The 26,179-nt window shown below is 64.6% G+C and carries 26 protein-coding genes; 10 read left to right on the top strand and 16 right to left on the bottom strand.

Annotated features, from left to right (window positions below; all coding sequences use genetic code 11):
- Positions 1 to 1,198: GltB/FmdC/FwdC-like GXGXG domain-containing protein (locus FXB40_RS27050; protein WP_246207978.1), on the top strand; the 1,198-nt coding region annotated here is incomplete at its 5' end.
- Positions 1,199 to 1,357: 159 nt separating this feature from the next.
- Positions 1,358 to 2,809 carry a glutamate synthase subunit beta gene (locus FXB40_RS27045; RefSeq protein ID WP_148775169.1) on the top strand — a complete coding sequence of 484 codons (1,452 nt, stop codon included), beginning with the start codon at positions 1,358 to 1,360 and terminating at the stop codon, positions 2,807 to 2,809.
- Positions 2,810 to 2,938: 129 nt separating this feature from the next.
- On the opposite strand, the gene FXB40_RS27040 is transcribed toward FXB40_RS27045, so the two are convergent.
- Entirely contained in the window at positions 2,939 to 4,681 is a 1,743-nt protein-coding gene (locus FXB40_RS27040; RefSeq protein WP_148775168.1) for an outer membrane beta-barrel protein, read from the bottom strand.
- 185 nt (positions 4,682 to 4,866) lie between these two features.
- Here FXB40_RS27040 and FXB40_RS27035 point away from each other — a divergent pair, with 185 nt between their 5' ends.
- Positions 4,867 to 5,874 (top strand): KpsF/GutQ family sugar-phosphate isomerase, encoded by a 1,008-nt coding sequence (locus tag FXB40_RS27035; RefSeq protein WP_187437167.1) that lies wholly within the window; start codon positions 4,867 to 4,869, stop codon positions 5,872 to 5,874.
- Positions 5,875 to 5,993: 119 nt separating this feature from the next.
- On the opposite strand, the gene FXB40_RS27030 is transcribed toward FXB40_RS27035, so the two are convergent.
- Entirely contained in the window at positions 5,994 to 6,488 is a 495-nt protein-coding gene (locus tag FXB40_RS27030; protein WP_148775167.1) for a carboxymuconolactone decarboxylase family protein, read from the bottom strand.
- Positions 6,489 to 6,560: 72 nt separating this feature from the next.
- Here FXB40_RS27030 and FXB40_RS27025 point away from each other — a divergent pair, with 72 nt between their 5' ends.
- A complete protein-coding gene (locus FXB40_RS27025) occupies positions 6,561 to 6,899 on the top strand; it encodes a winged helix-turn-helix transcriptional regulator (protein ID WP_148775166.1) in 339 nt (112 codons plus the stop codon).
- Between the two features lie 109 nt (positions 6,900 to 7,008).
- On the opposite strand, the gene FXB40_RS27020 is transcribed toward FXB40_RS27025, so the two are convergent.
- From FXB40_RS27020 to hemH, 4 genes are all read right to left on the bottom strand, one after another.
- Entirely contained in the window at positions 7,009 to 7,452 is a 444-nt protein-coding gene (locus FXB40_RS27020) for an NfeD family protein (RefSeq protein ID WP_148775165.1), read from the bottom strand.
- A 133-nt stretch (positions 7,453 to 7,585) separates the two neighbouring features.
- Entirely contained in the window at positions 7,586 to 8,590 is a 1,005-nt protein-coding gene (locus tag FXB40_RS27015; protein ID WP_148775164.1) for an SPFH domain-containing protein, read from the bottom strand.
- Positions 8,591 to 8,797: 207 nt separating this feature from the next.
- A complete protein-coding gene (locus tag FXB40_RS27010; protein ID WP_148775163.1) occupies positions 8,798 to 9,766 on the bottom strand; it encodes an ABC transporter substrate-binding protein in 969 nt (322 codons plus the stop codon).
- A gap of 10 nt (positions 9,767 to 9,776) precedes the next feature.
- The gene (hemH, locus tag FXB40_RS27005) at positions 9,777 to 10,814 is read right to left on the bottom strand and encodes a ferrochelatase (RefSeq protein WP_148775162.1); all 1,038 of its coding nucleotides are present in this window, start codon (positions 10,812 to 10,814) and stop codon (positions 9,777 to 9,779) included.
- Positions 10,815 to 10,896: 82 nt separating this feature from the next.
- Between hemH and FXB40_RS27000 the strand changes: the two genes are divergently transcribed.
- Complete coding sequence (locus tag FXB40_RS27000) at positions 10,897 to 11,295, top strand: MAPEG family protein (protein WP_148775161.1); 399 nt, start codon at positions 10,897 to 10,899, stop codon at positions 11,293 to 11,295.
- Positions 11,296 to 11,394: 99 nt separating this feature from the next.
- Here FXB40_RS27000 and FXB40_RS26995 read toward each other — a convergent pair whose 3' ends face one another.
- From FXB40_RS26995 to FXB40_RS26985, 3 genes are read right to left on the bottom strand one after another with little or no spacing between them, the layout of a single operon-like run.
- Positions 11,395 to 12,507 (bottom strand): nickel/cobalt transporter, encoded by a 1,113-nt coding sequence (locus FXB40_RS26995; RefSeq protein ID WP_430648152.1) that lies wholly within the window; start codon positions 12,505 to 12,507, stop codon positions 11,395 to 11,397.
- A complete protein-coding gene (locus tag FXB40_RS26990) occupies positions 12,504 to 13,145 on the bottom strand; it encodes a DUF1007 family protein (protein ID WP_148775159.1) in 642 nt (213 codons plus the stop codon). The genes FXB40_RS26995 and FXB40_RS26990 overlap by 4 nt, the downstream gene beginning before the upstream one ends.
- Positions 13,142 to 15,223 carry a M3 family metallopeptidase gene (locus FXB40_RS26985; protein WP_148775158.1) on the bottom strand — a complete coding sequence of 694 codons (2,082 nt, stop codon included), beginning with the start codon at positions 15,221 to 15,223 and terminating at the stop codon, positions 13,142 to 13,144. The genes FXB40_RS26990 and FXB40_RS26985 overlap by 4 nt, the downstream gene beginning before the upstream one ends.
- 136 nt (positions 15,224 to 15,359) lie before the next feature.
- On the opposite strand from FXB40_RS26985, the gene FXB40_RS26980 reads away from it, so the two are divergent.
- The 5 genes from FXB40_RS26980 to FXB40_RS26955 all read left to right on the top strand — a co-directional run bounded on the left by FXB40_RS26980 (position 15,360) and on the right by FXB40_RS26955 (position 20,180).
- Positions 15,360 to 15,614 (top strand): hypothetical protein, encoded by a 255-nt coding sequence (locus FXB40_RS26980; RefSeq protein WP_148775157.1) that lies wholly within the window; start codon positions 15,360 to 15,362, stop codon positions 15,612 to 15,614.
- A gap of 676 nt (positions 15,615 to 16,290) precedes the next feature.
- Complete coding sequence (locus FXB40_RS26970; protein ID WP_148775156.1) at positions 16,291 to 17,433, top strand: type III PLP-dependent enzyme; 1,143 nt, start codon at positions 16,291 to 16,293, stop codon at positions 17,431 to 17,433.
- Positions 17,434 to 17,564: 131 nt separating this feature from the next.
- Positions 17,565 to 18,152 (top strand): GNAT family N-acetyltransferase, encoded by a 588-nt coding sequence (locus tag FXB40_RS26965; protein ID WP_148775155.1) that lies wholly within the window; start codon positions 17,565 to 17,567, stop codon positions 18,150 to 18,152.
- Positions 18,153 to 18,299: 147 nt separating this feature from the next.
- On the top strand, positions 18,300 to 18,689 hold the full coding sequence (locus tag FXB40_RS26960; RefSeq protein ID WP_148775154.1) for a RidA family protein: 390 nt from the start codon (positions 18,300 to 18,302) through the stop codon (positions 18,687 to 18,689).
- A 48-nt stretch (positions 18,690 to 18,737) separates the two neighbouring features.
- Positions 18,738 to 20,180 carry a homospermidine synthase gene (locus FXB40_RS26955; RefSeq protein WP_148775153.1) on the top strand — a complete coding sequence of 481 codons (1,443 nt, stop codon included), beginning with the start codon at positions 18,738 to 18,740 and terminating at the stop codon, positions 20,178 to 20,180.
- A gap of 105 nt (positions 20,181 to 20,285) precedes the next feature.
- On the opposite strand, the gene FXB40_RS26950 is transcribed toward FXB40_RS26955, so the two are convergent.
- The 7 genes from FXB40_RS26950 to FXB40_RS26920 form a co-directional block, all read right to left on the bottom strand.
- A complete protein-coding gene (locus FXB40_RS26950; protein WP_187437166.1) occupies positions 20,286 to 21,026 on the bottom strand; it encodes an acetoacetate decarboxylase in 741 nt (246 codons plus the stop codon).
- A 115-nt stretch (positions 21,027 to 21,141) separates the two neighbouring features.
- Positions 21,142 to 21,474: a hypothetical protein gene (locus FXB40_RS48145; protein ID WP_187437170.1), complete on the bottom strand. Its 333-nt coding sequence runs from the start codon at positions 21,472 to 21,474 to the stop codon at positions 21,142 to 21,144.
- Positions 21,475 to 21,575: 101 nt separating this feature from the next.
- The gene (locus tag FXB40_RS26940) at positions 21,576 to 22,292 is read right to left on the bottom strand and encodes an MgtC/SapB family protein (protein ID WP_148775151.1); all 717 of its coding nucleotides are present in this window, start codon (positions 22,290 to 22,292) and stop codon (positions 21,576 to 21,578) included.
- A 30-nt stretch (positions 22,293 to 22,322) separates the two neighbouring features.
- The gene (locus FXB40_RS26935) at positions 22,323 to 23,342 is read right to left on the bottom strand and encodes a WD40 repeat domain-containing protein (RefSeq protein ID WP_187437169.1); all 1,020 of its coding nucleotides are present in this window, start codon (positions 23,340 to 23,342) and stop codon (positions 22,323 to 22,325) included.
- Complete coding sequence (locus FXB40_RS26930; protein ID WP_148775149.1) at positions 23,342 to 24,385, bottom strand: CobW family GTP-binding protein; 1,044 nt, start codon at positions 24,383 to 24,385, stop codon at positions 23,342 to 23,344. The genes FXB40_RS26935 and FXB40_RS26930 overlap by 1 nt, the downstream gene beginning before the upstream one ends.
- A gap of 54 nt (positions 24,386 to 24,439) precedes the next feature.
- Complete coding sequence (locus FXB40_RS26925) at positions 24,440 to 25,303, bottom strand: metal ABC transporter substrate-binding protein (RefSeq protein ID WP_187437165.1); 864 nt, start codon at positions 25,301 to 25,303, stop codon at positions 24,440 to 24,442.
- A 2-nt stretch (positions 25,304 to 25,305) separates the two neighbouring features.
- A complete protein-coding gene (locus FXB40_RS26920) occupies positions 25,306 to 26,175 on the bottom strand; it encodes a metal ABC transporter permease (RefSeq protein ID WP_148751761.1) in 870 nt (289 codons plus the stop codon).
- Positions 26,176 to 26,179: the final 4 nt, after the last annotated feature.

The raw sequence follows: 26,179 nt of genomic DNA, 5'->3' as shown, positions 1-26,179 counted from the left end.
CGGCGTCGCCACCCAGGACCCCGTCCTGCGCAAGCGCTTCACCGGCCAGCCCGAGCACGTGATCAACTATTTCTTCTTCGTCGCCGAGGAAGTCCGCGAGATCATGGCCTCGCTTGGCTTCCGCACCTTCAACGAGATGATTGGCCAGGTCCAACTGCTCGACCAGACCAAGCTGGTCGCGCACTGGAAGGCCAAGGGCCTCGACTTCTCCAAGCTGTTCGTCAAGCAGAAGGAAGAGAAAGGCCAGAAGATCTATCACTCCGAGCGCCAGAACCATCATCTGGAGGCGGTGCTCGACCGCACGCTGATCGAGAAGGCGCAGCCTTCGCTCGACCGCGGCGCGCCGGTGAAGATCGAGGCTGCGATCAACAGCACCAACCGCTCCGCGGGTGCGATGCTGTCGGGCGCGATCGCCAAGATCTATGGCAATGCCGGCCTGCCGAACGACACCATCCAGGTCAGCCTCAAGGGCACCGCCGGCCAGGCTTTCGGCGCCTGGCTCGCGCATGGCGTCACTTTCGAGCTCGAGGGCGAAGCCAACGACTATGTCGGCAAGGGCCTCTCGGGCGGCAAGATCATCGTCAAGCCGCCGGCCAACAGCGCCATCGTGCCGGAAGAAAGCATCATCGTCGGCAACACCGTGATGTACGGCGCGACCGACGGCGAGTGCTACTTCCGCGGCGTCGCCGGCGAACGCTTTGCCGTGCGCAACTCGGGCGCGGTCGCCGTCGTCGAAGGCGCGGGCGATCATTGCTGCGAATACATGACCGGCGGCATCGTGGTCGTGCTCGGCAAGACCGGGCGCAACTTCGCGGCCGGCATGTCCGGCGGCATCGCCTATGTGCTCGACGAGACCGGCGGCTTCGACAAGCTGTGCAACATGGCGATGGTCGAGCTCGAGCCGGTACTGTCGGAAGAGCTGGTCAACGCCGGCACCTATCATCACTCCGGTGACCTTGAGGCGCACGGCCGGGTCGACGTGTTCAAGAACCTGCTCGATTCCGACGTCGAGCGGCTGCACGTCCTGATCTCGCGCCATGCCAAGGCGACCGGCTCCAAGCGCGCCGCCGACATCCTTGCCAATTGGAAGGAATGGCTGCCCAAATTCCGCAAGGTGATGCCGGTCGAGTACCGGCGCGCACTGCGCGAAATGGCCGCCAACGCGGACGCCGAGCCGAAAATCGCGATCGGGGCGTAAGGCGATAAGCCCTCATGGTGAGGAGCGCGTGAGCTGCGTCTCGAGCCATGAGGTCACCACCGGGGCCTTCATCCTTCGAGACGCGGCGCCAAGTGCGCCGCTCCTCAGGATGAGGGGTGAAAGAACAAACGGATTTAAGCGGCAGGGACTTCGGGTTTAATGGGCAAGATCACGGGTTTTCTCGAAATCGAACGGCACGACCGCAAGTACACCCCGGTCGCCGAGCGCGTGAAGCATTTCAACGAGTTCGTCGTTCCCTTGACCGAGAAGGAGACGCGCGACCAGGCCGCGCGCTGCATGAACTGCGGCATTCCCTATTGCCACGGCACCGGTTCGGTCACACCGGGTACGCCGGGCTGCCCGGTCAACAACCAGATCCCCGATTTCAACGACCTCGTCTATCAGGGCAATTGGGAAGAAGCCTCGCGCAATCTGCACTCGACCAACAACTTCCCGGAGTTCACAGGCCGCATCTGCCCTGCGCCATGTGAAGCCTCCTGCACGCTCAACATCGACGACAACCCGGTCACCATCAAGACCATCGAATGCGCGATCGTCGACCGCGCCTGGGACAATGGCTGGCTGAAGCCTGAAGTGGCCGCCGTCAAGACCGGCAAGAAGGTCGCCGTGATCGGCTCCGGTCCGGCCGGCATGGCCTGCGCGCAGCAGCTCGCGCGCGCCGGTCACGACGTGCACCTGTTCGAGAAGTTCGCCAAGGCCGGCGGCCTGCTACGCTATGGCATTCCCGACTTCAAGATGGAGAAGGGCATCATCGACCGCCGCGTCACACAGATGGAAGGCGAAGGCGTCACCTTCCACTACAACAGCCATGTCGGCGCCGACGGCAATGTCGATCCGCGCGAGATGCTCAACCAGTACGATGCGATCGCGCTGACCGGCGGCGCGGAAGCTCCGCGCGACCTGCCGATTCCCGGCCGCGAGTTCGACGGCATCCACTATGCGATGGATTTCCTGCCGCAGCAGAACCGCCGCGTCTCCAGTGAGCCCTTGAACGGCGTCACCGAGATTTTGGCCGGCGGCAAGCACGTCGTCGTCATCGGCGGCGGCGACACCGGCTCCGACTGCATCGGCACCTCGCTGCGCCAGGGCGCGCTGTCGGTGACCCAGCTCGAGATCATGCCCGCCCCGCCCGAGCGCGAGAACAAGGGCCTGACCTGGCCGAACTGGCCGCTGAAGATGCGCACGTCGTCGAGCCAGGCCGAAGGCGCGGTCCGCGAATACGCGGTGCTGACCCAAAAGTTTTCCGGCGAAAACGGCAAGGTCAAGAAGCTGCACTGCGTGCGCGTCGATGACAAGTTCAAGCCGATCGAAGGCACCGAATTCGAGCTCGACGCCGAGCTCATCCTGCTCGCGATGGGTTTCGTCCATCCCGTGCACGAGGGCCTGCTCAAGCAGCTCGCGGTCGACCTCGACCCGCGCGGCAACGTCAAGGCCAACACGCTGGACTACCAGACCTCGCGCCCGAACGTGTTCTCCGCCGGCGATATGCGCCGCGGCCAGTCGCTGGTGGTGTGGGCGATCCGCGAAGGCCGGCTGTGTGCAAGGTCGATCGACACGTTCCTGATGGGGAAGACGGATCTGCCGCGCTGAATTTGGCGTGCGCTGACCGCCACGAATAAGACTGTCATCGCCTGCCTTGTGCGCAATTGCGCACGATCCAGCATTCCAGAGATGTCAAACGTACTGGATGCCCCGCCTTCGCGGGGCATGACAGCAGAGCTAATTCTGCAACCTCACCCCCAGCATCACCACCGTCCCCTGCGAGCTTGAGCCCGGCTGGTTCGAATCCAGGATGTCGTGGCGCAGCGTGCCCTTGATCCAGACATTGCGGTTGAGCTTGTAGATCAGATTGCCTTCGATCGAGTAGGCCTTGTCGTTGCGATTCTGGCCCTGGTAGTCGTAGGTGCCGTAGGTGAACTTGCCGACCGCGGTGAGCCAGCGGCGGAAATCGTGATCGACCTCGGCGGCATAGGTGTGCACCAGCACGCCGGAGGAGCCGGGGATCGTGGTTTCCGCGATCTGCGTGTCGGTGTTGAATTTCACCGTCGTCAGCCCGCTTGCGTTCCAGATCAGCGAGCCCGAGGTGAGGAAGCCCGAGAGCTGGCTCAGCCGCGGATCGACATAGTTGCGCGCGGAATAGCCGACCGAAATCTCGCCGGTGAGGATGCGCGAGAATTCGAAGGACGAACCGACCTTGGCGTAGCCGCCGGTTGAATCGCGGAAGTAGCCGTTGCGATCGGCGGCCTGGTCGTGGACGCGATTGTCGCCCTCGATCTCGACGAACGGCTTCAGGCCCGGCTTCAGCTCGTAGGAGAAACGCCCGACGCCGCCATACTGGTTGAAGTCGCGGTCGTCGTTGCTGAAGGTCGAGCCGTCGGTGAGCTTGGAGTCGGTGTAAGCCGTGCGATCGATGGTGGCGCCGGCCGCGACCTGGAAGCGGTTAAAAGTCTGGTCGAAACCGAAGGTGCCGCCATAGGTGGCGTAGACCGGATATTTCTGCAGGCCGGCCTGTACGTTCGGGCTGCCGGGATTATCGGTCGCGAGCCGCAACCGGAATTGCGAGGTCAGCTTGAGGTCGCGGTCGACGTCGAAGCGGCCGTCGACATGACCGGTGAAATCGGGGCGATTGATCTCGACCGGCGACGGCGACGCAAAGCCGTCGATCGTCGCCGGCATGTTGTTGGTGTAGCCGGAGAACGAGCCGCGCAAGTCAGCGACAAGCGCGTGGCGCTCCCAGTCGGACATGACGAGAAGATCAGGCGCAACGACATAGACCGGCGAACCGACCGGCTTTTGCAGGCGCGCCGGATTGGTGTCGTAGCCGGTGGAGAGCTCGAGCCCGCCCTTGATCAGGAAGCTGCCGGCATAATCGCCGACCGCGCCGAACGCATCATCGTCGACCTTGAGACGGCGGCGCAAAGGTTGGCCGGGCACGGTGCCTGCCATCGCCGGCGGCACTGGTGCCTTGTTCGCGGTCTCCGACGGCGGTGGCGCGATGCGTGGCGGGCCGAGGCCCGCTGCGGGTGTTGCGGGCGGCACCGGCGAGCCAGGCCCAGCGGACTTCTTCGGCTTCGGCTGGCCCGGATAGAGTTTTGGCTGCTGGCGCTTGCGATTGAGCGAGTCGTAGCCCGAGCTGCTCGCGCCGTTCGCCGCGGGCAGGCCATAGGTCGGCACCTGGCCGATACGTGACGGCGCGGGCGTCTCGCGGCTCTTGCGCGGATCGTCGTTGGGATCCGGTGGCGCCGGGATCGCGTCCGACGGCGCCTGCGGGACTCCGGCCGTACGGCGCGTCGGCAGCGTGTCGGGCGCGGCAAAGCCGCCGCGGTTGGGATTGAACAGGTCGGGCGTCAGGCTTTGGGCGGCCGCCGGGCCAGTTTCCAGTGCGGTCAGCAGCAGGCATGGCAAAGCGGCGCGAAAGGCGTACGCGCGACTGCTCCGGCCCCTACCTGGAGGCGACCCCACGATGTAATAACTCCAACGAAATCAGATACTTAGTCGATGGCCACCCGCGAACACGCGGGAACCATCGTTAATGGAGTTAAAACAATTATGGTTAATGACCCGTTGAGGGCTTTGGCGCTCGCGTCGCCTCGAGGGCCGGGGCGTGCTAAGCAGGCGGCAATCGCCTTACCTTCCTGGATAGATGCATGCCGAGTTCGAAACCGCTGATGACCCAATCATCCGGCCCCACCCCGACAAGTGTCGAATCCGCGCTCCGCACGCTGGAGACCGAGAGCGGCGGCATCAACGCGCTCGCGGCCGCGCTGCGCGGCCCGCTCGGCGAGGCCTTTGCCAAGGCGGTCGACCTTATCCGCAACGCCAAGGGCCGCGTCATCGTCACTGGCCTCGGCAAATCCGGCCATATGGCGCGCAAGATCGCAGCGACCCTGGCCTCGACCGGCACGCCGGCCTTCTTCGTTCACACCGCCGAAGCCGCCCATGGCGACCTCGGCATGATCACCACCGACGACGTCATCATGGCGCTGTCCTGGTCCGGCGAGCAGCCGGAGATGAAAACCCTGGTCAATTACTCGGCGCGCTTTGCGATTCCCATGATCGCGGTGACGTCGAACGCGACGTCCTCGCTGGGCCAGGCCGCCGACATCGTCATCGAGCTGCCGAAGGCGCGCGAGGCTTGCCCGCACAATCTGGCGCCGACCACTTCGACCCTGATGCAGGCCGCGATCGGCGATGCGATTGCGATCGCGCTGCTCGAAGGCCGCGGCTTCACTGCGCTCGAGTTCGCTCATTTCCATCCCGGCGGCAAGCTGGGGGCGATGCTTAAATTCGTCCGCGACTACATGCGCACCGGCGCGGAAATCCCGGTGAAGCCCGAAGGCACCAAGATGTCGGACGCGGTGATGGAGATGTCGGCCAAGGGGCTCGGCTGCGTCTGCATCGTCAACGCCGCCAACGAAGCCGTCGGCATCATCACCGACGGCGATTTGCGCCGCCACATGCGGCCGGATCTTCTGACGGCGTCGGTCGACGACATCATGACCAGGCAGCCGAAGACCGTGCCGCCCTCGATGCTCGCCAGCGAGATGATCGAGGTGCTCAATGCGCGAAAAATCACGACGCTGGTCGTGACCGAGGCGGACAAGGTGGTCGGCATCGTGCATCTGCACGATCTGCTGCGGGCGGGCGTGGCGTAGGTCCCTCCCCGTCATTGCTTCGTCGCAAGGGCTCCTCGCAATGACGGCGGTTAGAGCTACGCCTATCGCGGAAACCGCGCCGCCTTCTCCTCCAGCGGCAATCGCAGCCCATTCGCCAGTTACGACACCGTGCGATAGAATCCGCACAGCAGCATGATCTCCAGGATCTGCGCCTCGTCGTAATGCGCCGATAGCGCGGCAAACTCGGCGTCGGTGAAGGTCGCGCGGTGATGCAGCGCGTCCACCGCGGCGATCAGCACCTGCTCGGCCGGAGACCAACACGGTGAATTCGCATCGCCCGCGACAGTCGCGCGGACCTCATCCTCGGTGAGCTTCGCCGGGCCGGCAAAGACCGCGACATGCACGCCCCATTCATATTCACATTTGTTCAGCGCGCAGGTGCGGTCGATGACGATCTCGCGCTGGCGCAACGACAGCGGCCCGGGATCGAGCAGACCGCCGGCGCGAAATTTGTCCCAGGCGCGGGTGTGGCCCGCAATCACCCGGAACAGCACCAGCGGCGGCGCGCCGCGCATGATGCGGTCGAACTGCGCCTGAATCTCCGGGGGATAAGGCGGCTGCAGTGGTGCGATGCGCGGCATCGGTCGGGACATGGGGCGCCTCCATTGCTACATTTATCGTAGCAATAAGCTACACTTTCTGTAGCGATACGCAAGAGGGCTTCGATGGCAAAGCAGGCCGACTCCAAAAAACGCAGCGTGCGCGGCTCGCGCAGCGGACGGCCGATCATGGCGCTGCTCGACCTGCTCGGCCAGCGTTGGACCCTTCGCATCCTGTGGGAGTTGCGCGACGCAACCCTCACCTCCCGCGCACTGCGCACGGCCTGCGACGAGGCTTCGCCGACGGTGCTGCAGGCCCGACTGACGGAGTTGCGCGAGGCGGGATTCGTAGAGCTGGGCGAAGGTGGCGGCTATGGGCTGACGCCGCTGGGGCGGGAGCTGTGCGAGACGTTCATGCCGCTGCACCGGTTTGCGGCGAGGTGGCGCAGCAAGAGTGCTGCCTGAGCTGGCCACGCCGCTCCAACAAACTCGTCATTGCGAGCGCAGCGAAGCAATCCAGACTGCTCCCGCGGAAAGATTCTGGATTGCTTCGCTGCGCTCGCAATGACGGCGACTACGCAGCAGCCACCGTCAGGTTCGCACCATCCACCTGCACCACCTTCACACGCGTTCCCGCCGGTGTATCCGGGCCCGCCACGCGCCACACTGTGTCGCCGATGCGCATGGTGCCGTTACCGTCGACGATCGGCTTCTCCAGCGTGAACTCGCGGCCCAAGAGCGCCTCGCTGCGCTTGTTGAGGAAGGGGCTCGCGCTTGCATTCGGCTTCGGCCGGGCGAGCCGGCGCCACACCGGGACGGCGGCGGCTGCGAACACCGCGAACATCACGAGCTGGATCTGCCACGATATGACGACAGCGAACGAGATCAGGCCGACCAGCAATGCGGCCAACCCAAGCCAGAACAGGAACACACCTGGCGCGATCACCTCCAGCGCCATCAGGACGAAGCCGAAGATCAGCCAGTTCCAGGTGCCGAGCGATACGAACATGTCGGTCATGACACGACCTCTTTATATTGGCGCATGCCCTTGTCGGAAAACCGGTCTCCACTTTGCACTAACGTGGCCCTCCGGGTCCGGGGCATGCGCTTGATATTGGCGCATGGCCTTATCGGAAGACCATGCACTGATCCTATCCCTGCCGCGGCGGCACCGCCGGCGGCGTAGAAGCGGAGGATGGCACCGAGCCGCCACGACGGGCGGCGGCAGCGGCAGATACGGCACTTTCGCCGAACGTCGCCTTGGCGATCTCGCCGATGCCGGCGAGCGAGCCCAGCATGCCCATCGCTTCGACCGGCAGCATAATGACCTTCTGGTTCGGCGACTCGGCCAGTTGGCCGAACGCCTTGATGTATTTGTCGGCGATAAAGTAGTTCAACGCCGCCACGTCACCCTTGGCGATAGCTTCGCTGACCATTTGCGTGGCCTTGGCCTCGGCTTCCGCCGATCGCTCGCGCGCTTCGGCGTCGCGGAAAGCGGCCTCGCGGCGGCCTTCCGCTTGCAGGATCTGCCCCTGCTTTGCACCCTCAGCGCGCAGGATCTCGGACTGGCGCGCACCTTCGGCCTGAAGGATGTCGGCGCGCTTGACACGCTCGGCCTTCATCTGCCGGCCCATCGCTTCAACGAGGTCGGCGGGCGGCACGATATCCTTGATCTCGATGCGGTTGACCTTCAACCCCCACGGCGAGACCGCGGCATCGACCACGCGCAAGAGCCGTTCGTTGATCTCGTCACGATGCGAGAGCACCTGATCGAGGTCCATCGAGCCCATCACCGATCTGATGTTGGTCATGGTCAGCACGATGATCGCCTGCTCGAGGTTGGAGACCTCGTAGCTCGCTTTGGCTGCGTCGAACACCTGGAAGAAGGCGACGCCGTCGACCGTCACGGTGGCGTTGTCCTTGGTGATCACCTCCTGCTCGGGAATGTTGATCACCTGCTCCATCATGTTGATCTTGCGCCCGACGCGATCGAAATAGGGCACGATCAGATTGAGCCCGGGGCTCAGCGTCTGGGTGTATTTGCCGAACCGCTCGATGGTCCAGTCATAGCCCTGCGGCACCGTCTTCACGCCAGCAATCAGCGTGACGATGACGAGCAACACCAGAACAATCGCGAAAATATCGAAACCGCTCATATTTCCTCCAAGGCGGGAAAAGCCCTTTCCCGCGCTGCCATTGGTCGGGATCGAGACCCTACCGGTTCAGCGGTCGCGGGTTACGTCGGCATCCACGCGATTCTGCACAAGACGCGACGAGAGGGAAAGGCCACGATTATGTATTTGTGGGCCGGCCTTGAAAGCGCGCAGGCGCAGACCTACTGCCAAACGTTAAGATTTGCGAACCTATTCGATCACGTCGTGTGCAGTTGCGAGCAGGCTCGCCGGGATCGTGACGCCCATCACCCTGGCCGTCTTCAGATTGATGACGAGCTCGAACTTGGTGGGGTTCTGGACCGGCAGGTCAGCCGCCTGTGCGCCCCTGAGGATGCGATCGATATAGCTGGCGGCACGCCGCAGCTGCTCGGCGCTGTCGGTGCTGTAGGACATCAGCCCGCCCTCGTCGACGAAGCTGCGGCTCCAGAACACCGCCGGCAGGCGCGCGTCCGCAATCGCCGCCAGGAGAGGCGCGCGATTGGCGATGGTGAAGAAATCGGGCAGGACCAGGAAGCCGGCGTCCTTGCGCGCGGCCAGCGCCGCGATTGCGGCGATGTCATGCACCGGCGCGGGCTCCGCCGTCACGTGAAGCGTCCGCGCGGCATCCTCGATCGTTCGCAGCATCAGGGGCGCGAACGGCGCGGTTGCCGGATTGTAGACGACGAGGACGCGCGACACCTTCGGGGTGATCTGCGTCAGCATCTCCAGCCATTTGCCGGCGAGCGGGCCGTCATAATCGGTGAAGCCGGTGATGTTGCCGCCGGGATGGGCGAGGTTTTGGACAAAGCCCTGGCTGACGGGATCAGTGACGACGGCGAACACGATCGGAATTGTCGTGGTGCGCTGGCGCAGCTCCTCCACCGAGGGCGTGCCGATCGCGAGCAGAATGTCTGGCCTGAGCGCGATCAGCTCGTCAGCAAGCCGGGCGATGGTCGCACGATCGCCGGCGCCACTGCGCCAGTCGACCCTGAGATTGTCCTGCTCCTTCCAGCCATGGGCGGCGAGCGCCTCGGCCAGGCGGGTCTGTCCGATCACATCATCGCCGGCGGTGACCGCGAGCACGCCGAGCCGGCGCAGCGCGTTCGGCTGTTGCGCCAGCACCGAGGCCGGCAGCGCCGTGACCGTCCCAAGAAGCGCCAGGAGCTCGCGGCGGTTCATGGAGCGCCCATCAGATCCAGCCCTGAAGCTCGCGCAGCACCAGGGTGCGGATCACATCCATGCCGGGGGCGCTGTCGTTGAGGCAGGGGATCGCGGAGAACTGCTCGCCGCCATTGTGCTTGAATATCTCGGCATTCTCCTGGGCGATCTCTTCCAGCGTCTCCAGACAGTCGGCCGAGAAACCCGGCGTCACCACCGCGATGCGGCGCACGCCTTCTTTCGCAAGACGCTCCATCGTCTTGTCGGTGTAGGGCTGCAGCCACTCGTCATTGCCGAAGCGCGACTGGAAGGTCAGCAGCAGTTTTGTGTCGTCCATGCCGAGCCGGCGGCGCAGCGCCTCTGTCGTGGCGATGCAGTGGCTCTGATAGGGATCGCCCTTGTCGACATAGGATTTCGGCATGCCGTGGAAGGAGGCGACAATCAGCTCGGGCTTGAACGGCAGTGTCGCCAGATGCGCCTCGATCGAGACGGCGAGCGCCTCGATATAGGCCTCGTCCTCGTAGTAGGGCGGCGTCACCCGCAGCGTCGGCTGATTGCGCAGGCGCGCGAGCACGCGGAACACCTCGTCGCAGACGGTCGCCGAGGTCGAGGCGGAATATTGCGGATAAAGCGGCACAGCGAGGATGCGATCGCAGCCCTTCGCAATCAGCGCATCGATGCCGGACTTGATCGAGGGATTGCCGTAGCGCATGGCCCAGTCGACCACCACGTGCGCACGGTCCGACAGCGCGGCGGCGAGCTTGTCGCTCTGCGAGCGCGTGATGGTCTTCAGCGGCGACTCGTTCTTTTCAGTGTTCCAGATCTTCTGGTAGTCGAGCGCCTTGGTGCGGGGACGGCTGCGCAGGATGATGCCGTTGAGCACCAGCTGCCAGATCAGGCCCTGGTCCTCGATGACGCGGGCGTCCGAAAGAAACTCCTTGAGATAGACCCGCACGCCCGGGGCGTCGGCAGTGTCGGGCGTGCCGAGATTGACCAGCAGCACGCCGACGCGCGGCTGGGCCGATGGCGCGGCCGGTTTCGCTGAAACGATGGGGGCAATGGTCGTCATGGTCCGTTGGGTCGCGCGTTGCTCCGAACTTGTCAAGGTGAGCCCGGTTTCGCTAGGGTCGCCCTCAAGCGGGGGAGGGAAGATGACACTCGCGGAATGGTGCGTTCTCGGAGCGCTGCTGCTCTATCTCTTGACGATCACCTCGATCAAATGGATCCGGTTTCGCGGCTTCGACAACGCCCGGCCGCGCGACCCCGCGTTCTATGAGGACGCGATCGCGCAGCGCGCGCTCGGCGCACATCAGAACGGCATCGAGACCTTTCCGTTCTTCGCCTTCGCCGTGCTGCTCGCCGAATTCCGGGACTCGCCGCAGCGCCTGATCGACGAGCTCGCGGTGCTGTTCCTGATCGTGCGGATCGCCTATGTGCTGACCTATCTCGGCAACCGCCCGGCACTGCGCTCCATCCTCTGGAGCATCGGCTTTGCGATCAATCTCGGGATTTTCTTCATGCCACTGTTGAAGCGATTGCTGCCGGTGTGAGCGTGTGAGACCGTAGCCCGGATGAAGCGAAGCGCAATCCGGGACAGCTCTATCGCGGAAACGCCCCGGATTGCGCTTCGCTTCATCCGGGCTACATCCTTAGAAGCAGGTCGTCCGTTCAGCCGCGATGTAACCGAGCAGCAGGCCCGCGCCGAACAGCAGCACGAGGGCGGCCGCACCGAACTCGATGCCGCGCATGAACAGCGCGCCGCCGCCGTCCCGGGCTCCGCTCAGGCGGCCGGCGATGTCCTTGGCTGAAACGGCGATAACCGCGATGGCAGCGACCGTGATCGCAGTACCCAGCCCCATCAAAAAGGTCGCGGCGATGCCGGCCCAGAACAGGCCCTGGGCGAGCGCGAACACCAGCACCAGGATCGCGCCCGAGCAGGGGCGGATGCCGACGGTAAGGATCGCGGCGAACCCGCGCCGCCAGCCGCCGGGGCCGGCGAGCTCGCTCGGCGTGGGGCCGTGGGAGTGGCCGCAATGCTCGTCATGAACATGGTCGTGCGCGTGATGGGCGTGCGCGTGACCGTGGTCGTGGTGATGGTGATCATGATGATCGTGCGCATCATGATGATGGTGATGATCGTGATCACGATGGTCATGCGGCACGCCGGCGATCGCCGGCACCGGCTGCGTCGCCTGGAGCGCGCGGATGAATGTGCGGCCCTTGACCCACACCAGCCGCAGGCCGAACAGCGCGATCAGGCCATAGCTTGCGATCTCGATCGCGCCCTCCGCCTTGCACATGGTCTTGGCGGTGGCGTTCAGGATCCAGGCCGAGATGCCGACGATCAGGATCGCCACCACCGACTGCATCAGCGCCGAGGCAAACGACAGTGCGATGCCGCGCCGCGCGGTCTCGCGGTTGGCGACGAGATAGGAGGCGATCACCGCCTTGCCATGACCAGGGCCGGCGGCATGGAAGATCCCGTAGGCAAACGAGATGAAGAGCAGCGTCCACACCGCGGAGCCGTCGGTCTTCGCGGCGCGGATGGTCGACGACATCTGGCGATAGAATTCCGACTGCTTGGCCAGCAGCCAGCCGATCAGGCCGCTGGCCTCCGGCTCGGCCGCCTGCGCCGGCTTCGGCGCGCCGAATGGATTTTGCGCCAAGACATCGTGAAGCGCGGCATCGGCCACGCCGACGACGAGGAGAACGGCGGCGCAGGCGAAGAGCACGCGCCCGAGAGGCGAGAGATGCGGCTTCAAGGGCAATCCACCGTGATCTTGTTGGCGAACATCATACCGAAATTGGCGTTCGGGCCGTCCATGAACGTCTGCTCGTTGAGCTTCTGCGCCGTCGCGGTGCCGTCGCTGGGACGATCGAGCTTAATCTGGCAGCCCGCGGGCGCGCCGATCAGCTTGACCGGATTGTCCTTGGCCATCTGGAAGTCGATGAAGAAGGAGCGGTCGAACACTTCGAGCATCAGTTGCTTCGGCTTGAGCGGAGTCTTCAGCGGCAAGGTAAAGTGCAAGGTCAGCACCGTGTCCTTGTAGTCGAGATAATAATCGACCGGCTCGCTGAAGCGCTCCTTCTTGCCGTCGGCTCGCGCAAAGGTGAAGTAGGCATATTCCTTCAGCGACTCGACATTGGTCTGCGCCAGCGGCCCCAGCTCCTCGCGCGTATAGGTGCCCTTGGTCTTGCTCTCGAGTCCCTGCACCGCATAGGCCGAGAACATGTCATCAAAGGTCCAGGCGTGGCGGACGCCGGTGATCGAGCCATCCTCGGCATAGAGCAGCTCGCTCGTCGCCGTGATCCAGACATGCGGATGCGCGCTCGCCGCACCCGCTGCAAGCAGCAGGCCGACGGCGAGCAGCCATCCCAGCAGGGCGCGCATGCCGGTCATGCCGCCTTGGCGTCGTCGAGCAGGCCGCGGCGGCGGAGCAGCGCGTCGGGCTCGGGCGGGCGGCCGCGGAAGGCCTCGTAAGCGGCCTCCGGATCGACCGATCCACCGCTCGAATAGATGTCGTCGTGCAGGCGCTTGGCCACCGCCGGATCGAAGATGTTGCCGGCTTCCTCGAACGCGCCGAAGGCGTCGGCGTCCATCACCTCCGACCACATGTAGCTGTAGTAGCCCGCGGCATAATGGTCGCCGGAGAAGATGTGGCCGAATTGGGTCGGCCGGTGCCGCATCGAAATTTCCTCGGGCATGCCGATCTTCTCCAGCTCCTTCTTCTCGAAGGCGCGGACATCCTGCGCGGCGGCAGCCGGCTGGGAGTGGAACTCGAGATCGACCAGCGCCGAGGAGACGAACTCGACGGTGGCAAAGCCCTGGTTGAATTTTCGCGCGGCGAGGAAGCGCTTGAGCAGGTCATCCGGCAGCGGTTCGCCGGTCTGGTAGTGGCGGGCGAATTGCTGCAGCACCTCGGGCCGCTCCTGCCAGTGCTCGTAGAGCTGGGAGGGCAGCTCGACGAAGTCGGTGAACACCGAGGTGCCCGACAGCGACGGATAGGTCACGTTGGAGAGCATGCCGTGCAGGCCGTGGCCGAACTCGTGGAACAAAGTGCGGGCATCGTCGGGCGACAGCAACGAAGGCTCGCCGCCAGTGCCCTTGGCAAAATTGCAGACATTGATGACGAGCGGCGCGATCTCGCCGTCGAGCTTCTGCTGGTCGCGCAGCGAGGTCATCCAGGCGCCGGAACGCTTGGAGGGGCGGGCATAGTAGTCGCCGTAGAACAGCGCCTTGTGCTTGCCGTCGAGGCCCTTCACCTCCCAGACCCGGACGTCGGGATGCCAGACCGGCACGTCCTTGCGCTCCGCGAAGGTGACGCCGAACAGGCGGGTGGCGCAGTCGAAGGCGGCGGCGATCATGTGGTCGAGCGTCAGATACGGCTTGATCGCGGCATCGTCGAAATTGGCGCGCTGGAGGCGGAGCCTCTCGGCGTAGAAGCGCCAATCCCAGGGCGCGAGCTTGAAATTGCCGCCCTCTTCCGTGATCAGCGCCTGCATCTCGTCGCGGTCGGCGAGCGCCCGGGTCCGGGCCGGCTTCCACACCCGCTCCAGCAGGCCGCGCACCGCATCCGGCGTCTTGGCCATGGAGTCCTCGAGCCGGTAGGCGGCGAAGGTCGGGTAGCCCAGAAGCTTGGCGCTCTCCTCGCGCAGCTTCAGGATCTCGCCGATGGTCGTGTTGTTGTCGTTACCATTGCCGTTGTCGCCGCGCGCCGTAAAAGCCTTGTAGACCTTCTCGCGCAGATCACGCCGGGCCGAGCTCTTCAGGAACGGCTCGGTCGAGGAGCGCGACAGCGTCACGATCGCCTTGCCGTCCATGCCGCGATCTTCTGCCGCAGCCTTGGCGGCGGCCACAAAGCTCTCCGGCAGGCCCTGGCGGTCGGCCTCCCCTAACTCCATGAACCAATCCTGCTCGTCACCGAGCAGATGATGGCTGAAGCCGGTCGCGAGCTGGGCCAGTTTCTCGTTGATCTCGGCCATGCGCGTCTTGGCCTCGTCGGAGAGGCCGGCGCCGGCGCGGTGGAAGCGGGTGTAGGTGCGCTCCAGCAGGCGGAGCTGCTCCCGGTCGAGGCCGAGATTGGCGCGGTTCTCGTGCAGCTGGGCGATGCGACCAAACAGCACGGCGTTCATCATGATCGGATTCCAGTGCCGCGCCATCCGCAAGGAGACCTCCTTGTCGATCTCCAGGATGGCCGGGTTGGAATGCGCCGAGACCAGGTCGTAGAAGACGGAGGCGACCTTGTTGAGCAGCTTGCCGGAGCGCTCCAGCGCCGTGACGGTGTTGGCGAAGTCGGCCGCGGCCGGATCATTGGTGATCGCCGCGATCTCGGCGGAGTGATCGGCAAAGGCCTGCTCGAAGGCGGGCAGGAAGTGCTCCGGCGTGATCTCGTCGAAGGGCGGGGTCGCAAACGGCGTCACCCAGGCCTTCAGCAGCGGATTGGTCTCGGAGTCCGTAGTTTGGCGGGGGTCTGACATCGCTGGTCTCGTTTTTCTGGCTCGATTGTTGGGGCCAGCTATAGCACGCGATGGGGCTTTTTTGAGCCATTTGGCCTTGCTCCCGCCCGCCTTTTCGGGGAGATTGCGGCCCTCGAAGCCACGGACCCCAATGCCCATGAACGCGCCTTCCTCGTCGTCCCGTCAGATCGTCTGGCCGAGCGTCATCACCGTCATCAGCGCCGCCATCCTGATCGGCGCCGAGGTGTTCGGCGCGGCATTTGCCGGCGGCTGGGCGCTCGCGATCCTGTTCGGGCTCGGCGACCAGGGCGCGCACATCCTGCAGGCCGTGCTGTTCGCACTCGGCGTGCTCGTGATGACAGCCTTCATCCGCGCCGCTCAGCGCGTCGAGCCGTTCTTCAAGCGCCGCTGACGCCTCACGCGCGCGAGAGTCACGCGCGCGGCACAGAAAACTTAACGCGCGTTCATCTTCCGCGTCGCGCGCGCAACACTGCGCAAGCAGATGTTAGGCAATTCTGTCCTCAGCCTAAAAAAAATCTTGCGAAGCTGAGTCAAAACCCTTATGTGCGCTCTTGCCCAATTTCGCACGTGCCTGTGGTCGTGTGTCAGTCGGTAGGTATCCGGACAAGAGGCCGGACAGCCGCCAAGGGGTGAAGAAGCCGAGGGGCTCTTCGGAAGTGCGGAAGTCGGAAGCCTTCATAAGGTGGAAGACGAAAGCAAACCCGGAGCGTCCAGCATCTCTCTCAAAGAGATGCCTTGTCGAAGGTGACTTCACTTTTTGCAACCGTGACTGGCAGCCGGAGGCGAACCGGCGCACTCCGCTCTCAACGGGGGACGCGACTTAAAGCAACGACGGATCGGGCTTTTTTGGTCTCTACCGGCAGTCCAACGCCGGCGCGGGCTACTGAAAAGGCTTGTCCTTCATTGCCAGGTGTGCGGGCGGGAAAATTCCCAACCAATCCACGGCAGCACAGTCTGATGTGAGTCTTTGGCTCGTCACGCCTCCATCGCGTGATCTGGCCGGAGCGCTCTTATCCGACGTCATTTTTTGAACGGATCCCCGTCGCTGGGCCGTTTGGGAGAGTGCTATGACCGAACGTATTCAGGAATTCCTGCGCAACCGCCGCAGCGAGGGCCGGGACACCGAGCCTTGCCTCGTGGTCGACCTCGAAGTCGTGCGCGACAATTACCAGACCTTTGCCAAGGCGCTGCCCGACAGCCGCGTGTTCTATGCCGTCAAGGCGAACCCGGCGCCGGAAGTGCTGGCGCTGCTGGCCTCCATGGGCTCCTGCTTCGACACCGCGACCGTCGCCGAGATCGAGATGGCGCTGGCTGCGGGTGCGACGCCCGACCGCATCTCCTTCGGCAACACGATCAAGAAGGAGCGCGACATCGCGCGCGCCTTCGCGCTCGGCATTCGCCTGTTTGCGGTCGATTGCGCCGCCGAAGTCGAGAAGGTCGCCCGTGCCGCTCCCGGCGCGAAGGTGTTCTGCCGCATCCTCTATGACTGCGCCGGCGCCGAGTGGCCGCTGTCGCGCAAGTTCGGCTGCGACCCGGAAATGGCCGTCGAGGTGCTCGACGTCGCCAAGCGCCTGGGCCTGGAGCCGTGCGGCATCTCCTTCCATGTCGGCTCGCAGCAGCGCAAGGTGAAGGCGTGGGACCGTGCGCTGGCGATGGCCTCGCAGGTGTTCCGCGACTGCGCCGAGCGCGGCATCAACCTGACCATGGTCAACATGGGCGGCGGCTTCCCGACCAAGTACCTGAAGGACGTGCCGCCGGTCGTGACCTACGGCCGCTCGATCTTCCGGGCGCTGCGCAAGCACTTCGGCAACCAGATTCCGGAGACCATCATCGAGCCGGGCCGCGGCATGGTGGGTAACGCCGGCATCATCGAATCCGAGGTCGTGCTCATCTCGAAGAAGAGCGACGAGGACGAGGTGCGCTGGGTCTATCTGGACATCGGCAAGTTCGGCGGTCTCGCCGAGACCATGGACGAGTCGATCCGCTACGCCATCCGCACCCCGCATGACGGTGCGGACATGACCCCGTGCGTGCTCGCGGGCCCGACCTGCGACAGCGCCGACGTGCTGTACGAGAAGAACCCGTATCCGCTTCCGGTGACGCTCGAGATCGGCGACAAGCTGCTGATCGAAGGCACCGGGGCCTATACGTCGACCTACTCAGCGGTGGCGTTCAACGGCATCCCGCCGCTGAGGACATACCACATCTAAGCAGCCTCTTTTTCAGAGGCCAGACGAACCCGGGAGCCGGTCCGCCGGCTCCCTTCCTGACATTGCCATTCTGACGACGCCTTGGACTGGCGTGCCGCGCGCACGTCAGCTCAAGCGGGGACTGACGCGCCATGACTGCTTTTCGGAAGCCACAAGTCGCCCTCACTTCGAAAGCCGCTCCGTTCGCGATCCGTGCGGAACGTGCTGTCGACGTCACGATGCGTGAAGCACTGCTGGATGCCAGCTTTGGCGAAGACCGCCATGGCCGCACCTGCGAGCGCCTGCGCGACGGACGTGCACCTGCCGCAGGCCTTGCCCTGTCGGCAGTGCGCGAGGGGACACTCGTGGGAACCGTGCGGCTGTGGCACGTCAGCGCCGGAGGCAGGCCCGCTCTGGTCCTCGGACCCTTGGCGGTGGACCCTGCCTGCCGCGAGCTCGGGATCGGCGCCGCGCTGATGCAACAAGCGCTGGCCGCCGCCCGGGCGCGCGGGCATGCCGCCGTGATCCTGCTCGGCGATGCGCCCTACTACGCCCGTTTCGGCTTCTCGCCCGAGAAGACCGGCGCGCTGGTGCTGCCCGGCCTGTTCGAGCGAGACCGCCTCCTGGCGATCGAATTCCAGGCCGGTGCGCTGGATGGCGCCGAGGGAATGATCGTCCCGACCGGCGCCGCCCTGCCCAAACGGAGGGTAGTTCGCGCCCTCCAAGCGCACGCGGCCTAAGGGATAGCCATGATGGCGACCACCGAAGCCGCGCTCAGCGGCTTCGTCCGACTGCGCCTCCGATAAGCTCTATTCGTTTGGGGTTGCGTGAGCCCCAGAAACGCCCTTTAACCCACGAAATTCCCGCTTTCAGTCGAGGCCGAACCCATGTCCCGTCGCCTGATTTCCACCGGCTCCCCCCTCGAGAAGAGCGTCGGCTACAGCCGCGCCGTGATCGACGGCGATTTCGCCTTCGTCGCGGGAACCACCGGCTATGACTACACGACGATGACGATGCCGGCCGATGTCACGAGCCAGTCACGCAACTGCTTCAAGACCATCGCAACCGCCCTGAAGGAGGGCGGATTCGAGATGGCCGATATCGTCCGTGCGACCTACTACGTCACTGACGCAAACTACATTGACGCCCACTTCGCCGTCTGCGGCGAGGTTCTCGGTGACATCAGGCCGGCTGCGACCTTGCTGGTCGTCAGCGCCCTCGCCAAGCCCGAGATGAAGGTCGAAATCGAAGTCACCGCCAAGCGCCGAAGCGCCTGAGCCACCCCTCACCCCTTGTCCGCCAGCACGTTCCGGAGAACCCATCCCATGAGCCACCCCTCGCAGATCTACGCGAAGATCACTGGTCCCATCGTCATGGTCGGCTTCGGCTCCATCGGCAAAGGCACGCTGCCGATGATCGAGCGGCATCTCGATTACGACAAGTCGCGCGTCACCGTGATCGATCCCAAGGACGAGGGCCGCAAGGCCCATTGCGAGAAGCAGAATGTGCGCTTCATCCAGAAGGCCGTGACCAAAGACAATTACCGCGAATTGCTGACCCCGCTTCTCACCGAAGGCGGCGGCCAGGGCTTTTGCGTCAACCTCTCGGTCGACACCGGTTCGACCGACATCATGGAGCTCTGCAACGAGCTTGGCGCGCTCTATATCGACACCGTCAACGAGCCCTGGCTCGGCTTCTATTTCGATGCCTCGAAGGGCCCGGAAGCGCGCTCGAACTACGCGCTGCGCGAAGTGACGCTGGCCGCCAAGAAGGCGCGCCCGGCGGGCTCTACGACGGCCGTCTCCTGCTGTGGCGCCAATCCCGGCATGGTCTCGTTTTTCGTCAAGCAGGCGCTGCTCAATGTCGCGGCCGACCTGAAGCTCAATGCCCCCAAGCCGAAGACCAAGGCCGAATGGGCTGACTTGATGCGGCAGGCCGGCATCAAGGGCATCCATATCGCCGAACGCGACACCCAGCGCGCCAAGAAGCCGAAAGAGCCGGATGTCTTCGTCAACACCTGGTCGGTGGAAGGCTTCCTGTCGGAAGGCGTGCAGCCGTCCGAGCTCGGCTGGGGCACCCATGAAAAATGGATGCCCGAGAATGCGCACACCCACGAAGCCGGCTGCGGCGCTGCCATCTATCTGATGCAGCCCGGCGCCAATACGCGCGTGCGCACCTGGTGCCCGACCCGCGGCGCGCAATACGGCTTCCTCGTCACCCACAACGAGTCGATCTCGATCTCCGATTACTTCACGGTGCGTGACGCATCGGGCAAGGCGGTCTATCGGCCGACCTGCCACTATGCCTATCACCCGGCCGACGATGCCGTGCTGTCGCTGCATGAAATGTTCGGCCGCGCCGCCAAGATGCAGGAAAAGCATCACATCCTCGACGAGAACGAAATCGTCGACGGCATCGACGAGCTCGGCGTGTTGCTGTTCGGCCACGACAACAATGCCTATTGGTACGGCTCGCAGCTCTCGATCGAGGAGACCCGCAAGCTCGCGCCCTATCAGAACGCAACCGGCCTGCAGGTGACCTCCGCCGTGCTCGGCGGCATGGTGTGGGCGCTGGAAAACCCGAAGGAAGGCATCGTCGAAGCCGACGAGATGGATTTCGATCGTCTGCTGGAAATCCAGCTGCCGTATCTCGGCCCGGTGAAGGGTTTCTACACCGACTGGACGCCGTTGACGGATCGTCCAGGACTGTTTCCGGAAGACATCGACACCAGCGATCCCTGGCAGTTCCGGAATATTCTGGTGCGGTGAGGGCGCGACGCCTGATCGATCGTGATGCCCGGCCTCGCGCCGGGCATTTTCGTTTCGCGGCCCGCTTTGGTCCTTCGTTACTTCGCCAGGTTACTTGGCCAGTGTTTACTTGGCCATGTAATCGAACGCCACGCTGCCGAGCCCTAGCGTCAGGTCCGCCTTGAAATGCAGCGCCGAGATCACCTCGCGCACCGGCAAGCGAGCGACGTCACAGAGTGCGTGGGGAAACAGGCCGAGTGCGGCAGGGCCGGTCCATGCTTCCTTCAGCACGACGTCATCGAGATGAAAACGCACCAGCTCGCAGATCCGCGCGCTGCCGTCGACATGCGGGATGATCTTCAGGATGAAGTTTGGCGCCGCCATCGACTTAAGCACCGTGTCGTGGTCGACCTTGCGGTGCTTGTAACCCATCGTTGCCGAAGCGCAGAGCACCGAGCCGTAGTGCAGCGAGCCGACGAGCACGTCGGTTTCGACCTCGATCTTCGGTCTTGCGAGCTTCTTCGGAAATCCCCAGAGCTCGCGGCCGCCGGCAATCGGAGCCTCGTCGTCCAGATACATCGCGTGAGTGTAGGCGCCCTCCTCGCCCTTGAAGCGGACCGGGATCACCTGCCCGGTTTCGGTGTAGTTACCGAAGCCGGTCGAGTCGGGCATGCGGATGAACTCGTATTTCACCACCGGCTCCGTCACCTCAAGCGGCTCGGGCACCACGGCCGCAAGGGCTTCGGGATCGGTCCTGTAAGTGATGATGAAGTATTCGCGGTCGAAGAAGCGATATGGCCCCGGCGGGAATGACGGGTTGGTGAGCGGCATCGAATAAGCGGTGCGGCGGACGTCTTCGATCTTCATGGAGGACCCCATCTGTCGTTGGTGCGACAGATTATGGAGCGGGTCGTGCGCCGAGGCGAGATCGTAGAATCGGCATCGATCGTAAAATGCGCGTCACAATAGGTTGCCCTGGGGGCTACTTCTCCTTGATCGGCGGCGCGACCTTCTCGGCCGGGGCCGGCGGCAGGGCCGGCTTGGTCGCCGCGCCCTGGGTCTGCGGATCGGGGCGCGCCGGCTCGGGGGCCGGCGTGGTCGGCCGGTCGCCGCCGGGCTTGGCTTCGGCCGGCGTCTTGCTCTGGTCGTTGGACGGCGTGCCCTGCAGCGGCTGCGTTGCCTGCGCCAGCTCCAGCCGGCTCTCGGCGCGGATTTGGGCGAGGGACATCACTGACACCACGACGCCTGCTGCGAACAGCGAGCAGGCAATTGTGAGGTCGAGCTTCAGTCTACGGTTTTCATTCTGGCCGGGCATGTCGATCACCGCCTTTGTCCGCGGGATCAACGAAGTTCTCCGACCGCGGTTCCATGCCCGGCAAGCCGGGAACCGGGTGTCAGCGTGCCAAAACGCCACACTCAGTCTGTGGTGCTGACTTCCCAGGTGGCGTGGCGCACGCCGGGCAGGTGCTGGAGATCGGTCGCCGCCGCGTTGAGCTCGTTCGGATCGACCGCGGACGCAACCAGCTTTGCGACGATCTCCAGAATATCGTCGCCGATCTCGACGATTTTGATGTCGGCCACCTGATATTTCGCCGCCTCGAGCTTGTCGACGAGGCGGTCGCGCATGTCGGGCAACGCGTCGGTCGCGACCGCGAGCTTGAAATAGTAGGTCGCCTCAGAGGTCTTCTCATTCAGCGGGATGCGGTTGATGGCGTTGACCAGGGGGCGCAGCATGGTGTTGCCGGCGATGACGAACACGGTCAGCGCCGCTGCCTGTGCGACCATGTCGGCCCCGGCGCAGGAGCCGACCGCGGCAGAGGCCCACAGCGTCGCCGCGGTGTTGAGCCCGCGCACGTCCATGCCCTGCCTCATGATGACGCCGGCGCCGAGGAAGCCGATGCCAGTGACGACATTGGCGATCACCCGAACCGCGCCGTCGGCACCCATCAGATGCATGGCAAGATCGACGAAGGCGGCGGCCGCGACCGCGACCAGCACGTTGGTGCGCAGGCCCGCGGTGCGCTGCCGGTATTGCCGCTCGGCGCCGATCAGCGTGCCCAGCACGAAGGCCGTGAACAGGCTGACCAGCGTGTCGGCAAAATCAGCGAGCTGGAAGGTCGTCAGGAACCGCATGATTCCCTATACGGCCGGAATGATGACAGATCAAAGCTCCAGCAGGCCGCCGTCCCCATTTTCGTCGGCGAAGGCCAGCAGCGTGCCCTTGGCGTTCCAGGCGAGCCCGGCGACCGGCGGGGTGCCGTTGCGGCGGACCAGGATCTCCGCGCCATCCTCCAACCGCACCATCAGCACGGTGCCGTCGCTGTAGCCGGCGGCGAAGATGTCGTTCTTCGGGTGGCAGGCGACCACGGCGACGCGCGCCTGCAGCGGCGCGAGCATCGCAGGCTCCTTGCCCATCGGACCGTCCTTGCTGGCGAACGGCCAGATGATGACGGTGTCGGCACCCGAAGTCGCCAACCCCTTGCCACCCGCGCTCCAGGACATCGAGCGGACGCGGCCGGGATAGCCGGTCATGCGCATATGCCGGTTATCGGCGAGCCGCCAGCCGTGCAGCGCCGCCTCGTGCATGGTGGTGACCAGGAATTTGTTGTCCGGGCTGAAGGTGACGCCGAGATGCGAGCCGGCCCAGGGCAGGAATTCGGCTGATCCCTCCATGTTGGGAAACCACAGCGTCGCGCCGTTATAATGGGCGATCGCGAGCCGCAGCCCCTTCGGCGCGAATGCGAGGCCGCCGACGGTCGAGGGCACTTCGAGCGATTTTTCCTCGGCCTTGCCGCTCTTGACGGTCGCGGTCTTGCCGGCCGACCAGGCGTAGGCACCATCCGGATGCAGCGCCACCGCGTCGATCCAGCGCCGCTTCGGATCGGTGGCGAGCAGCGTCACCTCGCCCCTGGCGTCGAGCGCGACGACCTTGCCGTCGTCGCCGCCCATCACAAGGCGCTTGCCGTCTGAGGCGGCCGAGAGAATGCCGCCGCTGTGAACGGCGACGGTGCTGATCTCGCCCTTGGCGTCGACGAACGCGACGTTCTCCTCACTGCCAACGAAGGCCGCGCGGGGGCCAAGGAAATGCACCGAGGTCACGCCCATGCCGAGCGCAACCGGCTTGACGCGGTCGGTGACGGAGACGATCGAGGCTGAATCCGGAGCCGGCGTAAACTCTTTCATCACGAGACGATGCAGCTCTCGAAGCCCGTTCGAATGAGCTCTTCGGGCAGTTCGCGGCCGATGAAGACGAGGCGGCTTTGGCGCGGCTCGCCGTCCTTCCATTTCCGCTGGTGGTTGCCCTCCAGCATCATGTGGACGCCCTGGAACACGTAGCGGTCATCGTCGTCGTGGAAGGCGAGGATACCCTTGGAGCGCAGGATCTTGCCGCCCTCGACCTGCACCAAATTCTGCAGCCAGGGCATGAACACGTTCGGATCGAGCGGCTTGTCGGTCTTGAGCGACAGCGATTGCATGTCCTCGTCGTGATAGTGCTTCAGGCCGTGGCCGTGACCATGATGGTGATGATGGTCGTGGCCGTGATGATCATGGTCGTGGTCATGATCGTCGACCTCCAAAAAGTCCGGCTCGATATCGAGGATGCGGTCGAGGTCGAATGCACCGCGATCGAGCACGTCAGCCAGGGCGACCGAGCAGCGCTCGGTGCGGTGGAGTTTCGCATAGGGGTTGATAGCGCGGATGCGGGCCTCGACCTCGGCAAGCTCCGGCTTGGTGACGAGATCGGTCTTGTTCAGCACGATCACATCGGCGAAGGCGATCTGGTTCTTGGCTTCGGGTGCGTCCTTCAGACGGTCAGACAGCCATTTGGCATCGGCAACGGTCACCACCGCGTCGAGCCGCGCGTTCTTCTGCACGTCCTCGTCGACGAAGAAGGTCTGGGCGACCGGCGCCGGATCGGCAAGGCCGGTGGTCTCGACGATGATGGCGTCGAACTTGCCCTTGCGCTTCATCAAGCCGTCCATGATGCGGACGAGGTCGCCGCGCACGGTGCAGCAGATGCAGCCGTTGTTCATCTCGAACACTTCCTCATCGGCGCCGATGATGAGGTCGTTGTCGATGCCGATCTCGCCGAATTCGTTGACGATGACGGCGTATTTCTTGCCGTGGTTTTCCGACAGGATGCGGTTCAACAGCGTGGTCTTGCCGGCACCGAGATAGCCGGTCAGGACGGTCACGGGAATTTTGGAGGCGGTCGCTTCAGACATAACAACTCCGACTTCGGGCTTTCCGCGCGACGCACGGCGGGGTGGCCCCCTGCCCTAGTGGTCAAGCGCGCTGGTCAGGGCCTTTATATTGTGCCTGACCATGTCAATGTAAGTGGGTGCAGGCCCCTTTTCGCCGGTCAAACCGTCCGAAATCAGGGTCCCGCCGACCTTTGCCCCGGTCTCGGCTGCGATCCGCCGGATCAGGCGGTCATCGCTGATATTTTCCAGGAAAACGGCCGGGATTTTTTGAGCCTTGATCTGGCCGATGATGGCGGCGATGTCCCGCGCGCTGGGCTCGGTTTCCGTGGAGACCCCCAGGGGGGCAATGAGCTGCACGCCGTATTCAGCGGCGAAATAGCCGAAGGCATCGTGGGTGGAGATGACCTTGCGCCGCTCCGCCGGGATTTTGGCCACGGCGTCGCGAACCTCGCGGTCGAGCGCTTCGAGCTTTTCCAGATAGGCTTTTGCCTGGGTGCGGAAGGCCTCCGCACCATCAGGATCGGCCGCAGCCAATGCGTTGGCGATGTCAGTCACATAGACCTTGGCATTGAGGACGGACTGCCAGGCATGGGGGTCTGCCGCCGAGCCGAGCTTAAGCGGGGCAATCCCGGCGCTGGCGATCACGATCGTCGCCTTGCTGCCGGAGGATTGCACCAGCCGCGGCAGCCAGCCCTCGAGTCCGAGACCGTTGACGATGACGAGTTTTGCGTCCGCGATCCGCTTCGCATCGCTTGGCGCCGGCGTGTAGACATGGACGTCGCTGTCGGGGCCGACCAGCGTCGTGACGTTGACCCGGTCGCCGCCGATGGTGCGGACGAAATCGCCGAGGATCGAGAAGCTCGCGACGACGTTGAGCGGCTCCGCAGCGTGCAACGGCGAGGCGATCAGCAGGAGCACGCAAAGCAGGAGGCGCCGCATCGTCATGCTTCCAGATGCCGGCCGGGAAACAACTGCCGGACGATGCCGCCGACGCGACCGAACAGGACGGAGACGATGTAGAACACCGTCGCCACCAGAATGATCGCAGGGCCCGAGGGCACGCGGGTCTGGAACGACAGCACGAGGCCGGCATAGCCGGAGACGGCGGCAGCGACGACCGCGATGCAGATCATCACCGTGAGATCGCGCGACCAGAACCGCGCGATGCCCGCCGGAAGGATCATCAATCCCACCGCGAGCAACGTGCCGAGCGCCTGAAACCCGTTGACGAGGTTGATGACGACGAGCGCCAGGAAGGCGAGATGCGCAGGCCCTCCGGCGCGGCTCACCGTTCGCAAAAACAAGGGATCGACGCTCTCGATTACCAGGGGGCGGTAGATCACGGCGAGTACCAGCAGCGTCACCGTGGCGTTGAAGGCGACCACCAGCAGCGTCTGGTCGTCCATCGCGAGGATGTTGCCGAACAGCACGTGCAGCAGATCGATATTGGTGCCCTTGATCGAGACGATGGTGACGCCCAGCGCCAGCGAGGCCAGATAGAAGGTTGCAAGCGAGGCATCCTCCTTCAATCCGGTCGAGCGCGCGACCACGCCGGCAAGGATCGCCACGGCAAAGCCCGCAATCAGCCCGCCGGCGGTCATCGCGAACAGATTGAGGCCGGAGAGCAGGAAACCGACGGCGGCACCGGGCAGGATCGCGTGCGCCATGGCATCGCCGACGAGGCTCATCCGCCGCAGCATCAGGAACACGCCGATCGGCGCGCCGGCAAGCGACAGTGCGATCACCGCGGCGAGCGCGCGCCGCATGAACTCGAATTCGGTGAACGGACCGATCAGCGCGTCATAGACCATCTGG

Source organism: Bradyrhizobium rifense (assembly GCF_008123425.1).
Classification (GTDB): Bacteria; Pseudomonadota; Alphaproteobacteria; order Rhizobiales; family Xanthobacteraceae; genus Bradyrhizobium; species Bradyrhizobium rifense.
The sequence above is the reverse complement of the archived record's forward strand: the minus strand, read 5'-3'. Positions and strand labels throughout refer to the sequence as shown.

What these genes read in the sequence shown, in the direction of transcription:
- FXB40_RS27045 (WP_148775169.1), top strand. Translation starts at nt 1,358, where the DNA reads ATGGGCAAGATCACGGGTTTTCTCGAAATCGAACGGCACGACCGCAAG.
- FXB40_RS27035 (WP_187437167.1), top strand. Translation starts at nt 4,867, where the DNA reads ATGCCGAGTTCGAAACCGCTGATGACCCAATCATCCGGCCCCACCCCG.
- FXB40_RS27030 (WP_148775167.1), bottom strand. Translation starts at nt 6,488, where the DNA reads ATGTCCCGACCGATGCCGCGCATCGCACCACTGCAGCCGCCTTATCCC.
- FXB40_RS27025 (WP_148775166.1), top strand. Translation starts at nt 6,561, where the DNA reads ATGGCAAAGCAGGCCGACTCCAAAAAACGCAGCGTGCGCGGCTCGCGC.
- FXB40_RS27020 (WP_148775165.1), bottom strand. Translation starts at nt 7,452, where the DNA reads ATGACCGACATGTTCGTATCGCTCGGCACCTGGAACTGGCTGATCTTC.
- FXB40_RS27015 (WP_148775164.1), bottom strand. Translation starts at nt 8,590, where the DNA reads ATGAGCGGTTTCGATATTTTCGCGATTGTTCTGGTGTTGCTCGTCATC.
- FXB40_RS27010 (WP_148775163.1), bottom strand. Translation starts at nt 9,766, where the DNA reads ATGAACCGCCGCGAGCTCCTGGCGCTTCTTGGGACGGTCACGGCGCTG.
- hemH (WP_148775162.1), bottom strand. Translation starts at nt 10,814, where the DNA reads ATGACGACCATTGCCCCCATCGTTTCAGCGAAACCGGCCGCGCCATCG.
- FXB40_RS27000 (WP_148775161.1), top strand. Translation starts at nt 10,897, where the DNA reads ATGACACTCGCGGAATGGTGCGTTCTCGGAGCGCTGCTGCTCTATCTC.
- FXB40_RS26990 (WP_148775159.1), bottom strand. Translation starts at nt 13,145, where the DNA reads ATGACCGGCATGCGCGCCCTGCTGGGATGGCTGCTCGCCGTCGGCCTG.
- FXB40_RS26985 (WP_148775158.1), bottom strand. Translation starts at nt 15,223, where the DNA reads ATGTCAGACCCCCGCCAAACTACGGACTCCGAGACCAATCCGCTGCTG.
- FXB40_RS26980 (WP_148775157.1), top strand. Translation starts at nt 15,360, where the DNA reads ATGAACGCGCCTTCCTCGTCGTCCCGTCAGATCGTCTGGCCGAGCGTC.
- FXB40_RS26970 (WP_148775156.1), top strand. Translation starts at nt 16,291, where the DNA reads ATGACCGAACGTATTCAGGAATTCCTGCGCAACCGCCGCAGCGAGGGC.
- FXB40_RS26965 (WP_148775155.1), top strand. Translation starts at nt 17,565, where the DNA reads ATGACTGCTTTTCGGAAGCCACAAGTCGCCCTCACTTCGAAAGCCGCT.
- FXB40_RS26960 (WP_148775154.1), top strand. Translation starts at nt 18,300, where the DNA reads ATGTCCCGTCGCCTGATTTCCACCGGCTCCCCCCTCGAGAAGAGCGTC.
- FXB40_RS26955 (WP_148775153.1), top strand. Translation starts at nt 18,738, where the DNA reads ATGAGCCACCCCTCGCAGATCTACGCGAAGATCACTGGTCCCATCGTC.
- FXB40_RS26950 (WP_187437166.1), bottom strand. Translation starts at nt 21,026, where the DNA reads ATGAAGATCGAAGACGTCCGCCGCACCGCTTATTCGATGCCGCTCACC.
- FXB40_RS48145 (WP_187437170.1), bottom strand. Translation starts at nt 21,474, where the DNA reads ATGCCCGGCCAGAATGAAAACCGTAGACTGAAGCTCGACCTCACAATT.
- FXB40_RS26940 (WP_148775151.1), bottom strand. Translation starts at nt 22,292, where the DNA reads ATGCGGTTCCTGACGACCTTCCAGCTCGCTGATTTTGCCGACACGCTG.
- FXB40_RS26935 (WP_187437169.1), bottom strand. Translation starts at nt 23,342, where the DNA reads ATGAAAGAGTTTACGCCGGCTCCGGATTCAGCCTCGATCGTCTCCGTC.
- FXB40_RS26930 (WP_148775149.1), bottom strand. Translation starts at nt 24,385, where the DNA reads ATGTCTGAAGCGACCGCCTCCAAAATTCCCGTGACCGTCCTGACCGGC.
- FXB40_RS26925 (WP_187437165.1), bottom strand. Translation starts at nt 25,303, where the DNA reads ATGCGGCGCCTCCTGCTTTGCGTGCTCCTGCTGATCGCCTCGCCGTTG.
- FXB40_RS26920 (WP_148751761.1), bottom strand. Translation starts at nt 26,175, where the DNA reads ATGGTCTATGACGCGCTGATCGGTCCGTTCACCGAATTCGAGTTCATG.